This is a genomic window from Pseudomonas fluorescens (assembly GCF_030344995.1).
GTDB lineage: Bacteria > Pseudomonadota > Gammaproteobacteria > Pseudomonadales > Pseudomonadaceae > Aquipseudomonas > Aquipseudomonas fluorescens_BF.
The window spans coordinates 4704371-4717610 of sequence record NZ_CP128260.1 but is presented as its reverse complement, the minus strand read 5'-3'; the positions used below and the strand labels follow the sequence as shown (position 1 = coordinate 4717610).

The following is a 13240-nucleotide window of genomic DNA, read 5'->3' as shown; positions in this document are numbered from 1 at the left end:
ATCAAGATGGCGGGAGTCTATCAACCCTCGCGCAACACTGTCAGCGGGCTGGCGTTCAGCGCACGCCGCGTGCCGAACACCCCGGCGCCACCGATCAGCGCCGCGCCGATCAACGGCAACAGCAGCAACCACGGATGGGGATGCCATGGCAGGTCGAAGGCGAAGCGATACAGCACCAGACTCACCACTTCCGAACCGATCGCCGCGAGCAATCCGCTGACCGCGCCGAGTAAACCGAACTCGATGCGTCGCGCCTTGATCAGCAACTGCCGCTCGGCACCCAGCGCACGCAACAGCGCACCCTGGCGAATGCGTTCATCCAGCGTTGCCTGCAACCCGGAAAACAACACCGCCATCCCCGCCGCCAACACAAACAACAACACATACTCCACCGCCAGGGTGACCTGGGCGAGGATGCTGCGCAGCTGTTCGAGCAAGGCTTCGACCTGCAGGATGGTCACCGCCGGGAACGCTCGCGACAGCTCGACAATCTGCTGATCGTGACCGGGGGCCAGATAGAAGCTGGTCAGGTAGGTCGCCGGCAGATCCTTCAGGGTGCCGGGCTGGAAGATCATGAAGAAGTTCGGCTGGAAGTTGTCCCAGTTGATCTCCCGCAGGCTGGTGACCTTCGCTTCGCGATTGACTCCACCGACGCTGAACACCATGTGATCGCCCAGTTTGAGCTTGAGGCTTTCGGCCACTTTGCCTTCCACCGAGACGCCCGGAACATCGTCCGAAGGTTGGCCGGTCCACCACGAACCAGCGGTGATTTTGTTGCCCGCCGGCAGATCAGCGGCCCAGGTCAGGCTCAGGTCGCGCTGGATGGCGCGGTCGCCGGCCGAATCCTTGCTGACAATCTGCTGCACCGCTTCGCCATTGATGCTGATCAGGCGTCCCGGTACCACCGGATACAGCGGCGCGGCCTGGGCCGAGACATTGATCAGGTGATCGGTGAAGGCCTGTTTGTCCGCCGGCAGGATGTTCAGGGCGAAATAGTTGGGGGCATTTTTCGGCAACTGGTTCTGCCAGGTGTCGAGCAGTTCGCCGCGCAGCAAGGCAATCAACGCCATGGACAGCAGGATCAGCCCGAAAGCCAATGACTGGCCGGCGGCCGCCAAAGGATGGCGCAACAGCTGACCCAGCCCGAGACGCCACGGCAGGGACGCGCGCGCGAGCAGGCGACGCAGGCTTTGCAGCAGCAACAGCAGCAAGCCGCCGAGCACCAGCGCGGCGACCACACCGCCGCCGAGCAGGGCGAACGTCAGCAGCAGGTCCAGGCTCAGGCGCCACATGATCAGCCCGAGCGCACCGAGTGCCGCGCCGTAGACCATCCAGGTGCTCGACGGAATCGGCAGCATGTCCCGACGCAATACCCGCAGCGGCGGCACGCGGCCCAAGGCAGCGAGCGGCGGCAGGGCGAAACCGGCCAGTGCCACCAGCCCGGTGCCGATGCCGGCCAGCGCCGGCAGCAAGCCACCCGGCGGTACGTCGGTCGGCAGCAGATCATGCAGCAGCGCGAACAATCCCAATTGCGCGAGCCAGCCGAGCACGGCGCCACTGAGGCTGGCGAGCAGGCCGAGCACCGTCAATTGCAGACTGAACAGCACCAGGGTTTCCCGGCGCGACAGGCCCAGGCAACGGAGCAGGGCGCTGGCATCGAAACGCCGACTGGCAAAGCGGTTGGCCGACAACGCCACCGCGACACCGGCCAAAAGCACGGCCACCAGACTGGCCATGTTCAGATAGCGTTCGGCCTTGCCCAGTGCGCCGCCGATCTGCCGATTGCCATCGCGGGCATCCTGAATACGCTGGTTGGCGGCGAGGCCCGGTTTGATCAGTTGGCGATAGGTTTCCAGCGCTTGCGGCTCACCGCGCCAGAGTTCGCGGTAGCTCACCCGACTGCCGGGTTGCACCACGCCGGTCGCGGCGAGGTCGTCGAGGTTGATCATTACGCGTGGCGTGAGGCTGTAGAAGTTGCCGGCGCGATCCGGTTCATAGGTCAGCACTCGCGTCAGTTTCAGCGTTTTCATGCCGACGTCGATGCTGTCGCCGATTTTCAGGTCCAGCGCTGTCAGCAGGCGCGCTTCAACCCAGGCTTCACCGGGCTGCGGCTCGCCCCCGGCTTCTTCCGTCGCGTAAGGGGCGGGGGCGCTTTTCAGCTCGCCGCGCAGGGGATAGGCGCGGTCGACGGCTTTGATACTGGAGAGCTGAATCCCGTTGTCCGTGGCGATGACGCTGGAAAACTCCACCACCTGCGCATGATCCAGACGCAGCTCGGTGCCGCTCCGGATCTGTTCCGGCCGGGCCGGCGAACTGCCTTCGAGCGACAGGTCGGCGCCGAGAAACTCGGTGGCGCGTAGCATCATCGCGCCGTTGAGGCGGGCGCCGAAATAGCCGATCGCGGTACTCGCCGCCACTGCCACGACCAAGGCGAAAAACAGCACCCGCAGTTCACCGGCGCGGGCATCGCGCATCAGTTGGCGCAGGGCGAGACTGAACAGACGCAACAGCGGCAGACGTGCCATCAAGGCTCCAGAGGGGCGACCAACAGGCCGGCTTCAAGACGGATCAGACGCCGGCACCGATGGGCCAGGCGTTCGTCGTGGGTCACCAGCACCAGGGTGGTGCCGCGTTCCTTGTTCAATTCGAACAGCAAGTCGCTGATGCGCTCGCCGGTGTGGCTGTCGAGGTTGCCGGTGGGTTCGTCGGCGAACAGCACGTCCGGCTCGGCGGCGAAGGCCCGGGCAATCGCCACGCGTTGTTGTTCACCGCCGGAGAGCTGGCGCGGCGAGTGTGTCAGGCGCTGGCCGAGGCCGACCCGTTGCAGCAATTCGGTGGCGCGGCTGCGGGCGTCTTTGCGGCCGTCGAGCTCCAGCGGCAGCATGACGTTCTCCAGCGCGTTGAGGCTGTCGAGCAACTGGAACGATTGAAAGACGAAACCCACGTGTTCGGCACGAATGCGCGCGCGCTGGTCTTCGTCGAGATTGCTCAGGCCTTGCCCGGCGAGCGTCACTTCGCCGCTGCTCGGCAGATCAAGGCCGGCGAGCAGACCCAGCAGGGTGGATTTGCCGGAACCGGACGCGCCGACGATGGCCAGGCTATCGCCCTTGTTCAGTTCCAGGCTGAGTTCGTGCAGGATGGTCAGTTCACCTTCCGCGCTGGGAACCACTTTGCTAAGGTTCTTCGCGGTGAGAATGCTTGCGCCCATGGAGAATCCGATGCGTGTGTGGTTTTTGAGTGCTGGCCTGGCCTTGATGTGCATGGCCCAGAACGCAGCGGCGGGTACAGTCCTGATCGTTGGCGATAGTATCAGCGCCGGTTTCGGACTGGATACCCGGCTGGGGTGGGTGTCGTTGCTCGAACAGCGGCTCAAGACCGAAGGTTTTGACGACAAAGTGGTCAATGCGTCCATCAGTGGCGACACCAGTGCCGGAGGCCAGGCGCGGCTGCCCGCGCTGCTTGCAGAGCATAAACCGGAGCTGGTGATCCTCGAGTTGGGCGGCAACGATGGCCTGCGCGGTATGCCGCCGACGCAATTGCAACAAAATCTTGCTTCGATGATCGACAGCTCCCGCCAAAGCGGTGCCAAGGTGTTGTTGCTCGGTATGCAGTTGCCACCCAACTACGGCAAGCGCTACACCGATGCCTTTGCCGAGGTCTACGGCAAACTCGCCGAGGAGAAAAAAATCCCGCTGGTGCCGTTTTTTCTCGACGGCGTGGGCGGTCATCCGGACCTGATGCAGGCCGACGGTCTGCACCCGGCTGCCGGGGCTCAGGGCAAGTTGCTGGAAAATGTCTGGCCGACGCTAAAACCGCTGCTATGAGGCTTTTCTAGCGGCAGGCTTTCGGCTAATGTGGCGCCCCCTTATTTGGAGCCCCCGATGCCGCGTCCTGCCTGGTCCCTGTTTGCCTACCAACTGATCGAGCCTGACGAACAGCTGGATCTGTTCGCCTGCCAGGAAGTGCGGGTGCATCTGGTGACCCGTCAACTGGAGCTCGGCGGCTCGGCTGACCGAACCCTGTGCGGCAGTCTGCTGCCGGCGCAACCGCGCTGGTCGAGCGTGGATCGCCGGGTGTTTCAGGATCAGCGCCTGTGCTCGCTGTGCCGGGCGATCCTCGAATCGCAGAAGCGCGGCACCTCGCCGATCTGGCCTGAGCTGCGTTTCGAGCTTTAAGCTCAGGCATCTTTCGAATGCTGACCGTGCGGGCGGCAGCTTCAATCATGAAGAGTGATGCCAGCCCATCGGCGCATCTCCCCGAATTCTCTGGGCGCGGTGTACAATCGCGTTCTTATTACCCTTGTCGATCTTGCGAAGGATTCTCCGGATGTTGCCGCGTTTTCCTGCCGTCACCCGCTGCCTGTCTCTTGCCGCCCTGTGTGTGGCCGGTCCCGTTGCCGCACTGGAGTTTCCACTGCCACCGCCTGGTGAGGACATCATCGGCCAGGTGCAGGTGATCAAGGCCAAGTACGAAGACACCTTTGCCGATCTGGGCACCACCTACGATCTGGGCTATTCGGAAATGGTCGCGGCCAACCCGGGCGTCGATGCCTGGCTGCCGGGCGCCGGCACCGAAGTGGTCCTGCCGACCCGCTTCATCCTGCCGCCAGGCCCGCGTGAAGGCATCGTGATCAACCTCGCCGAATACCGCCTCTATTACTACCCGAAAGGCCGGAACGTGGTCTACACCTTCCCGCTGGGTATCGGTCGTGAAGGCTGGGGTTCGCCGATTGCCCACACCACGATCACTGCCAAGACACCGAATCCGACCTGGACGCCGCCAGCCTCGATCAAGGCTGAACACGCCGCCGATGGTGATCCGCTGCCGAACGTGGTGCCGGCCGGTCCGGACAACCCGCTGGGTCCGTTCAAGTTTACCCTGGGCACGCCGGGCTACCTGATCCACGGCTCGAACAAGAAATTCGGTATCGGCATGCGTACCAGCCACGGCTGCTTCCGCATGTTCAACAACAACGTGCTGGAAATGGCCAGCATGGTGCCGGTGGGGACTTCGGTACGAATCCTCAACGACGCTTACAAGTTCGGTCGCAGTGGCGGCAAGATCTATCTGGAAGCGCACACGCCGATCGACGACAAGGGCAACCCCTCGGTAGTCGACAAGCACACCGCCGTGATCAACGCGATGCTCAAGCGTGAAGACATCACCAACAACCTGCGCATGGACTGGGATGTGGTGCGTGATGTGGTGGCGGCCGAAGATGGCCTGCCAACCGAAATCGGCACGCCGAACACCTCGGCGCCGATGGTCTCCAGCGCACCGATTGACCTGCAGCAATAAGCTGAAAGATGAAACCCGCCGAGGCTTGCGCAGCGGCGGGTTTTTTATTGCCTGCAGGAAACTGCAGGCACAAAAAAGCCGACCCAAAAAATGGGTCGGCTTGATAACAATCCCGAAGGACTATTACTTGCGGCTAGCTTTTTCCAGCATGCGCAGAGCACGCTCGTTAGCTTCGTCAGCAGTCTGTTGTGCTTTTTGAGCAGCAGCCAGAGCTTCATCAGCTTTACGGTAAGCTTCGTCTGCACGAGCCTGGGAGCGAGCAGCTGCGTCTTCAGTAGCGGTCAGACGTGCTTCGGTTTCTTTCGATGCGCTGCTGCAACCGGTAGCCAGAACTGCGGCCAGAGCCAGAGCAGAGAATTTCAGAACGTTGTTCATCGTGTTCCCCTTCAAGGACTTTCAATTAAGTGGCTGTCTCCTCCGATTGAGGAAATAGCCGGCGTACATACTACCCATTACTTGTAGTAAGTAAACTGACGTGAGGCAAGAAGCAAAAAAAATTGTAGGCGTTGATTCTTTTTCGAGCAACTTTTAACTGCGCTGTATAAAAAATATCCAGCTGTAAGCCCCGAGATGAGCGAGTTAATGAGAAAAAGTTCCCGTTGCCCTTCGCTGTTTTGCAGGTAGTGGCTAAAGTCTGTCTATATGGATTCGTCCACACTTTTGTTGCGAATTTGCGCAGCGCCTCGCATATCTTTGTCCATGTTGAGGTGACTTTAAAACAGGGGGCTCGTCTTAAGTCTCAACATCCGGCGATGTTCAGCCTTTCGGCTCGGGAAGATCGTCTCCCGAGCCGGCCCTGAGTCCACCGGAACTGCCCCGTCAATCTGCATGATGACGAGCGTACCTTGAGCATTTTCGCCAATGGTGCCTACTATTTGATACGTGCTCGGGTTGCGCGAGATCGGTGCAGTTCTTCTCGGTGTCCATCAGGCACGGGGTGGCGTAGATGTTCCTTCGCCGGGAAAACATCGGTAAGGTAGGGGTCAGAATTCGAGACCCGCGAGGAGTAGTGATGAGCGAGGCGTTGTCCATCCACCATGACCAGGCTGGTCATCAGTTCGAGACCAATGTGGACGGTCATCGTGCCTACCTGACCTATATGGATCTGGGGAAACAGACCCTGGATATCTACCGCACCTTCGTGCCCAACGCCTTGCGTGGCCGAGGCATCGCGGCGGCCCTGACCGAGCGGGCGTTGCAGTACGCCGATGAAATGGGCTACACGGTCATTCCATCGTGCTCCTACGTGGAGCGTTACATGGAGCGTCATCAGCGGCGCACCGCCAAGATCTGACTGACCTCACCGCACACACAAAAACGCCGGGCAATGCCCGGCGTTTTTTTATGCCTGCGATATGGCTGTCAGCCGCGCTGACGTTTCGGCAGTACATCCTTGAGCTTGGCGTGCATGCTGCGCAAGGTGTTTTCGGTAGCGGACCAGTCGATGCAGGCATCGGTGATCGACACGCCGTATTGCAGGTCGGCGAGATCTTTCGGGATCGCCTGGCAGCCCCAGTTCAGGTGACTCTCGACCATCAGGCCGATGATCGACTGGTTGCCTTCGAGGATCTGGTTGGCAACGTTCTCCATCACCAGCGGTTGCAGGGCCGGGTCCTTGTTGGAGTTGGCGTGGCTGCAATCGACCATGATGTTCGGCTTGATCTTGGCCTTGTTCAGCGCCTGCTCGCACAGGGCGACGCTGACCGAATCGTAGTTCGGCTTGCCGTTGCCGCCACGCAGCACCACGTGACCGTAGGCGTTGCCTTTGGTGGTGACGATCGACACGCCACCTTCCTGGTTGATACCCAGGAAACGGTGCGGGCTGGAAACCGACTGCAAGGCGTTGATCGCCACGGTCAGGCCGCCGTCGGTGCCGTTCTTGAAGCCGACCGCCGAGGACAGGCCGGAAGCCATTTCGCGGTGGGTCTGGGATTCGGTGGTTCGCGCGCCGATGGCCGACCAACTGATCAGGTCCTGCAGATACTGCGGGGAGATCGGATCAAGGGCTTCGGTCGCGGTCGGCAGGCCTTTCTCGGCCAGGTCCAGCAGCAACTGGCGACCGATGTGCAGACCGTCCTGGATCTTGAACGAGTCATCCAGGTACGGGTCGTTGATCAGGCCTTTCCAGCCGACGGTGGTCCGTGGCTTCTCGAAATACACGCGCATGACCAGATACAGGGTGTCCGAAACTTCTGCCGCCAGCACTTTCAGGCGATCGGCATATTCGTGGGCAGCCTTGATGTCGTGGATCGAGCAGGGGCCGATCACCACGAACAGGCGATGGTCGGTGCCATCGAGAATGTTGCGGATGACTTCGCGACCCTTGGTGACGGTGCGCAGGGCAGCGTCGCTCAGAGGGATATCACGCTTGAGCTGATCAGGAGTGATCAGGGTCTCGTTGGAAGCGACGTTCAGGTCGTTGATCGGTAAATCAGCCATCGTTTACTCGTCAGGTCACGGGTGCCGGCCGCCAGCGATCCCCGCGCGGCGGAGCACAGCGGATTTAAGCGCGTCGGGGAGCCGAACCTTATCGCGTTAGGAGCCTGCTAGACAATGGGCAAGTAACTGTTCAGTCCAGCACTGGCTGCGCAAAAGCTTTGCGAACGGTGTCGTGGGAGAACTCGTCGGCGTGTTGTTCGACCCATTGCAGGGCCAGGGCCTGAATATCCTGGAGATCGTCGTGGGCGTCGTTGAGTCGGCAATAGCGCTCGATCTGACACACCTGCTCACCCATTCGCGCGCTGAACAGCGTCTGTTCGTCGGTGAAGGCGATGCCCACCAGATAGCCTTTCTTGCGTCGCAGGCACCAGGCCACGTAGCCCGGATAACAGATGTCGGCATTGAGGGTCGGCATGCGCACTTGCAGCGCGGTGCCATGGCGCCAGGCACGGTGGTAATTGCAAGCGATGCCGCCGAGGCTGATAGTGTGCAGCCGTTGACGCGAAATACACTCCGGTGTGAGCAAGGTCAATTCAACGGGCACATCATCCGGATGAGGAATAAACCGTCCCATGAGCACAGACTCCCTGTGTCGGCCATTTGACATTGTTTCCCCCAGTATAGTGGTCGAATCGCAGCTGACCGATTTTGACGCCGACCAACGGCTGCTGGCGATGAACGGCGTTTCGCTGGTGATTTTCACCAGCGTCGGCTGCGCCAGTTGCCGCTATGCCCGCGAAGTGTTGCCGGGGCTCGATCTGGCCGTCGATCGCGTGTGCTGGATCGATGCCGGTGACAACGGCGGGCTTGTCGAGCGTTATCAGGTCTTTCATTTGCCGGCACTCTTTGTGGTGCGCAACGGCGAGTTCTTTGGGGCAGTGCACACGCGCCTGAATGTCGATGAGCTGAACGCAGCCGTGGCGCAGGCGCTGGGTCGAATTGCAGAGGAGTTGCCGTGATGGGAGCAGTCAACAAACCGGTGGTGGGGATTATCGGCACCGGCGCCATCGGAGGGTTTTACGGGGTGATGCTGGCCCGGGCCGGGTTCGATGTGCACTTTCTGTTGCGCAGTGAATTTTCCGCGGTTGCCGAGCGCGGCTTGCAGGTGGACAGTGCCGTGCATGGCGCATTGACGCTGAACCCGGTGCAGGCTTATTCGTCGGCAGAAGACATGCCGCCCTGCGACTGGCTGTTGGTCGGCGCCAAGACCACCAGCAATGCCGGGCTGGCACCGTCGATCATTCAGGCGGCGAAACCCGACGCGAAAGTGCTGGTGCTGCAAAACGGCCTTGATGTCGAAGACAGCCTGCGTGCGCTGTTGCCCGATTCCCTGCATTTGCTGGGCGGCTTGTGCCTGATCTGCGTCCACCGTGAAGGGGCGGGGCAAATCACTCACCAGGCGCTGGGGGCGGTGAACGTCGGTTATCACAGCGGCCCGGCACCGGATGACGCGGTGCGCATGGCAATCGTCGAGGAGGGCGCCGGCCTGTTCCGGGCCGCCGGTCTCGACTCGCAGGCGATGCCGAACCTGCATCAGGCGCGCTGGCAGAAACTGGTGTGGAACATTCCCTACAACGGGCTTTCGGTGTTGCTCGGTGCCAGCACCACACCGTTGATGGCCGACACTGACAGCCGGGCATTGATTCAGGCGCTGATGGCTGAGGTGGTGCAGGGCGCCAAGGCCTGCGGTCACGACATGCCGCCCGGTTACGCCGAATACCTGTTCATGATGACCGAGAAAATGCCCGACTATTGGCCGAGCATGTACCACGACTTTTTGCACAAACGACCGCTGGAGCTGGAGGCGATCTACGCTCGTCCTTTGGCAGCGGCAAAAGCGGCAGGCTGCGAGTTACCGCGTATCGAATCGTTGTATCGCACATTGAGCTTTATCGACCGGCGCAACGTTTAAACCGGTCGCACTGGGGGAAAGGCATGGCCAAGAACATCGATGACAAACTGGTGCTGGCGATTTCGTCCCGTGCCCTGTTCGACCTGAGCGAAAGTCACAAGGTGTATGAGTCGAGTGGCGTGGAAGCCTACCGGCAATATCAGATCGATCACGAAGACGAAATTCTTGCGCCGGGCGATGCTTTTCCGCTGGTGGAAAAACTCCTCAACCTCAACAGTCGCCTCGGCCGCGCCCGGGTCGAGGTGATTCTGGTGTCGCGCAACAGCGCCGACACCGGCCTGCGCGTTTTCAACTCCATTGGTCATTACGGCCTGGCAATCTCCCGCGCGGCGTTTGTCGGCGGGCGCAGTCCTTATCCGTATCTGAAGGCCTTTGGTTGCGACCTGTTTCTCTCCACCCACGCCGAAGATGTGCGCGCCGCACTGGATGCCGGTTTCGCAGCGGCGACCATTCTGTCCGGCGGCGCCAGTCGCGCGGCCAGCGATGAATTGCGCATCGCCTTCGACGGTGACGCGGTGCTGTTTTCCGACGAGTCGGAACGCGTCTATCAATCCGGTGGACTCGAAGCCTTCCAGGCCAAGGAGCGTGAGTCCGCGCGCGAACCGTTGCGCGGCGGACCGTTCAAGGGTTTTCTGGCGGCGCTCAATCTGTTGCAGCGCGAGTTCTCCGACGAGGAGTGCCCGATCCGCACCGCATTGGTCACCGCGCGTTCGGCGCCGGCCCACGAGCGGGTGATCCGCACCTTGCGCGAGTGGGACATTCGTCTGGACGAATCGCTGTTTCTCGGTGGCCTGACCAAATCGGCGTTCCTCGAAGCCTTTGCCGCCGACGTGTTTTTCGACGATCAGGCCGGTCACTGCGAGCTGGCCCGGGAAGTCGTGGCGACCGGTCACGTGCCCCACGGCATCAGCAACGAACCGGCGGTCTAAAGCCCACGTGGTTCAAGACGTTGCGTCGCACGTCGTACTCGCCAAGGCACTGCTAAGCTGAATCAAATCTCCGCCATGTTGGAGCGCGAGGAGGTCATATGATTCGTTCGATGCTGTATGCCACTGACCTCGGTCTGTACGCACCGTTAGTGATGCAGCATGCCCTGGCGATGGCGCGAACGTTCAATGCCGATCTGTACGTGGTGCATGCGGTGGAGCCCATGGGGCTGTTTGCCGAATCGGTGTTGCAGAGCTATCTCGACGAACAGGCGTTGAACGAATTTCACAGTCAGGGTCTGAAAACCGTCATCGCCAATATCGAGCAGCGGGTGCTCGACAGTTTTCGCGAAGAGCTGGGGGACGACGGCGAGCAGGACCTGCAGCGGATACGCGCGGTGCGGGTGCTGCAGGGCGATCCGTCACAGGTGATTCTCGATCAGGTGCAGAAACTCTCTGTCGATTTGCTGATCGTAGGAAGTCACAGCCACGGGGTCGGTGCGGAAACACCGTTGGGGCGAACGGCGGCACGGCTGCTGCAATTGTCCAAGGTGCCGGTTTATCTGGTGCCGCTGGTGGAGCGTCGGCGTCGGGAGGATCGCTGAAGCAGGAATAATGGCACTTTGATAAAAAAGTTCTAGATTTATTCTTCAAACCATTAATATAGTTATATACCGTCGCTGATGCCCGTGGCGTCTACCTGCTTTGAGGGATTCATATGAAGCTTCAACAATTGCGCTACATCTGGGAAGTGGCGCACCACGACCTCAACGTTTCCGCTACAGCCCAAAGCCTCTACACCTCGCAACCGGGCATCAGTAAACAGATCCGTCTGCTGGAAGACGAACTGGGCGTCGAAGTATTCGCCCGCAGCGGCAAGCACCTGACCCGCGTGACTCCGGCCGGCGAGCGCATCATCACCACCGCCGGTGAGATTCTGCGCAAGGTCGAAAGCATCAAGCAGATCGCCCAGGAGTTCTCCAACGAGAAGAAGGGCACCCTGTCGATCGCCACCACCCACACCCAGGCGCGTTATGCACTGCCGCCGGTGATCAGCAATTTCATCAAGCAATACCCGGACGTGGCGCTGCACATGCACCAGGGTTCGCCGATGCAGATCGCCGAGATGGCCGCTGACGGCACCGTCGATTTCGCCATTGCCACCGAAGCGCTGGAGCTGTTCGGCGATCTGGTGATGATGCCGTGCTACCGCTGGAACCGTTGCGTGGTCGTGCCTCAGGGCCACCCGCTGACCAAACTGCCGAAGCTGACCCTCGAAGCGCTGGCCGAATACCCGATCGTGACTTACGTGTTCGGTTTCACCGGTCGTTCGAAACTCGACGAAGCCTTCAGCCATCGCGGCCTGACGCCGAAAGTGGTGTTCACCGCCGCCGACGCCGACGTGATCAAAACCTACGTGCGCCTGGGCCTGGGCGTTGGCATCGTGGCGAAAATGGCGGTCGACACCAAACTGGATAACGATCTGGTGGTGCTCGATGCCAGCGAACTGTTCGAGTCCAGCGTGACCAAGATCGGTTTCCGTCGCGGCACCTTCCTGCGTGGCTTCATGTGCGACTTCATCGAAAAATTCGCGCCGCACCTGACCCGTGATGTCATGGCCAAGGCCATTCAGTGCCACAACAAGCAGGAACTGGAAGAGCTGTTCGAAGGCGTCGAACTGCCGGTTCACTAAGCCCCTGTCTAGAGCACCTCGGTGACAGCAAACTGTTGCCGGGTGCCTGCCACCAGAATCTCCACCTCGTCACCCTCGAACTTGCCCAGCAGGCTTTTGCCCAGCGGCGAGCGCGGTGTGATGACGGTAATCGGCTGACCCACCACGTCGACTTTCAGGCCCGCCGCATCCGGCGCCAGAAACAGCCATTGCTCGCGACCCTTTTCGTCTTCCAGACCCAGCAGGGCGCCGACTTCAATTCCTCGCTGATCGTCATACGCGCGCAGCGTCAGGTTCTGGCACAGCGCCAGTGACTGACGTATCTCTTCGACCCGTTTCGCCTGGCCTGCTGCCAGGTACGACGCCTCGAGTCCCAGGGTGTCGTACTTGTTTTCGGCGATGTTTTCTTCGTGGGTCGCGGTTTCATAAGCGGTTTGTGCCGCGCGTTCGGCGATGTCGAGGTCGACGCGCAGCTTGTCGAGAATCAGTTGGTGAACTGTCTGTTTATTCATGATCAATCGCAAAATTGCAGGACGTTGGCGCGGCTCTTTTCGCTCGGGGCCGTCTGATCCTGTTGCAGCCAGAACTGGCATTTGGGGTTCGACAGATTACGTGTGCTGCCACGGGCCTGATCCAGGCGCGCCTGTTGCTCGTTCTTGCGCAGGTTTTCTTCGTACTGCTCGAACAACGGGCTCTGCGGCGGAATATCCGGTACCACTCGGACGGCGGGCGGGTTGGCCAGTTGCTGCACGGCCTGAGCAACCGGTGCCAATTGTTCATTGAAGAAAAAGCGTGAAGCGAGCCAGCACGTCAGCGCAATGGCCATGAAACCCAGCCATAGACCCAGGGCAATGCTGCCGGTCAATTGCAGCGCGCTAAGCTGAACAGGCAAGGGGCGACGCGGGTTGGGACGATAGGGCATGGCTGCCTCCTGGCGGATGAATGCGGGCAAGTCGCGATTGTCGCACGAAGATTAATTGCCGTCGGCTCTTC

Annotated in this window: 16 protein-coding genes; 9 read left to right on the top strand and 7 right to left on the bottom strand. The window is 60.9% G+C overall.

Annotated features, from left to right (window positions below; all coding sequences use genetic code 11):
* Positions 1-20: 20 nt before the first annotated feature.
* Together QR290_RS21065 and QR290_RS21060 are read right to left on the bottom strand one after the other, a co-directional pair.
* Complete coding sequence (locus QR290_RS21065; protein ID WP_289203519.1) at positions 21-2525, bottom strand: ABC transporter permease; 2505 nt, start codon at positions 2523-2525, stop codon at positions 21-23.
* Complete coding sequence (locus QR290_RS21060) at positions 2525-3208, bottom strand: ABC transporter ATP-binding protein (protein WP_007955651.1); 684 nt, start codon at positions 3206-3208, stop codon at positions 2525-2527. The genes QR290_RS21065 and QR290_RS21060 overlap by 1 nt, the downstream gene beginning before the upstream one ends.
* Before the next feature lie 10 nt (positions 3209-3218).
* On the opposite strand from QR290_RS21060, the gene QR290_RS21055 reads away from it, so the two are divergent.
* The 3 genes from QR290_RS21055 (at position 3219) to QR290_RS21045 (ending at position 5298) form a co-directional block, all read left to right on the top strand.
* The gene (locus QR290_RS21055; protein WP_007955652.1) at positions 3219-3824 is read left to right on the top strand and encodes an arylesterase; all 606 of its coding nucleotides are present in this window, start codon (positions 3219-3221) and stop codon (positions 3822-3824) included.
* A 57-nt stretch (positions 3825-3881) separates the two neighbouring features.
* Positions 3882-4175 carry a hypothetical protein gene (locus QR290_RS21050; protein WP_003226812.1) on the top strand — a complete coding sequence of 98 codons (294 nt, stop codon included), beginning with the start codon at positions 3882-3884 and terminating at the stop codon, positions 4173-4175.
* Positions 4176-4326: 151 nt separating this feature from the next.
* Entirely contained in the window at positions 4327-5298 is a 972-nt protein-coding gene (locus QR290_RS21045; RefSeq protein ID WP_115078759.1) for a L,D-transpeptidase family protein, read from the top strand.
* A 123-nt stretch (positions 5299-5421) separates the two neighbouring features.
* Here QR290_RS21045 and oprI read toward each other — a convergent pair whose 3' ends face one another.
* Entirely contained in the window at positions 5422-5673 is a 252-nt protein-coding gene (gene oprI, locus QR290_RS21040) for an outer membrane lipoprotei OprI (RefSeq protein WP_003183784.1), read from the bottom strand.
* Positions 5674-6310: 637 nt separating this feature from the next.
* On the opposite strand from oprI, the gene QR290_RS21035 reads away from it, so the two are divergent.
* Positions 6311-6592, top strand: a complete 282-nt coding sequence (locus QR290_RS21035; RefSeq protein ID WP_007955658.1) for a GNAT family N-acetyltransferase — start codon at positions 6311-6313, stop codon at positions 6590-6592.
* 68 nt (positions 6593-6660) lie between these two features.
* Here the strand turns inward: QR290_RS21035 and QR290_RS21030 are convergent, their stop codons facing one another.
* Positions 6661-7737 carry a 3-deoxy-7-phosphoheptulonate synthase gene (locus tag QR290_RS21030; RefSeq protein WP_011335309.1) on the bottom strand — a complete coding sequence of 359 codons (1077 nt, stop codon included), beginning with the start codon at positions 7735-7737 and terminating at the stop codon, positions 6661-6663.
* Between the two features lie 130 nt (positions 7738-7867).
* Entirely contained in the window at positions 7868-8311 is a 444-nt protein-coding gene (locus QR290_RS21025) for a PilZ domain-containing protein (protein ID WP_011335308.1), read from the bottom strand.
* Between QR290_RS21025 and QR290_RS21020 the strand changes: the two genes are divergently transcribed.
* The 5 genes from QR290_RS21020 (at position 8310) to cysB (ending at position 12268) form a co-directional block, all read left to right on the top strand.
* On the top strand, positions 8310-8696 hold the full coding sequence (locus QR290_RS21020; protein ID WP_115078758.1) for a thioredoxin family protein: 387 nt from the start codon (positions 8310-8312) through the stop codon (positions 8694-8696). The genes QR290_RS21025 and QR290_RS21020 overlap by 2 nt on opposite strands.
* Positions 8693-9649, top strand: coding sequence for a putative 2-dehydropantoate 2-reductase (locus QR290_RS21015; RefSeq protein ID WP_289203518.1), 957 nt, complete (start codon positions 8693-8695; stop codon positions 9647-9649). Before QR290_RS21020 ends, QR290_RS21015 begins: the two co-directional genes overlap by 4 nt.
* Positions 9650-9672: 23 nt before the next feature.
* Positions 9673-10578, top strand: a complete 906-nt coding sequence (locus QR290_RS21010; protein ID WP_007955682.1) for a 5'-nucleotidase — start codon at positions 9673-9675, stop codon at positions 10576-10578.
* A 98-nt stretch (positions 10579-10676) separates the two neighbouring features.
* Positions 10677-11180, top strand: a complete 504-nt coding sequence (locus QR290_RS21005) for a universal stress protein (RefSeq protein ID WP_115078756.1) — start codon at positions 10677-10679, stop codon at positions 11178-11180.
* A 113-nt stretch (positions 11181-11293) separates the two neighbouring features.
* Entirely contained in the window at positions 11294-12268 is a 975-nt protein-coding gene (cysB, locus tag QR290_RS21000; protein WP_085700020.1) for an HTH-type transcriptional regulator CysB, read from the top strand.
* 8 nt (positions 12269-12276) lie between these two features.
* Here the strand turns inward: cysB and QR290_RS20995 are convergent, their stop codons facing one another.
* Positions 12277-12759, bottom strand: coding sequence for a GreA/GreB family elongation factor (locus tag QR290_RS20995; protein WP_221535297.1), 483 nt, complete (start codon positions 12757-12759; stop codon positions 12277-12279).
* Positions 12760-12761: 2 nt separating this feature from the next.
* Positions 12762-13169, bottom strand: coding sequence for a hypothetical protein (locus tag QR290_RS20990; protein WP_289203517.1), 408 nt, complete (start codon positions 13167-13169; stop codon positions 12762-12764).
* Between the last annotated feature and the right edge of the window lie 71 nt (positions 13170-13240).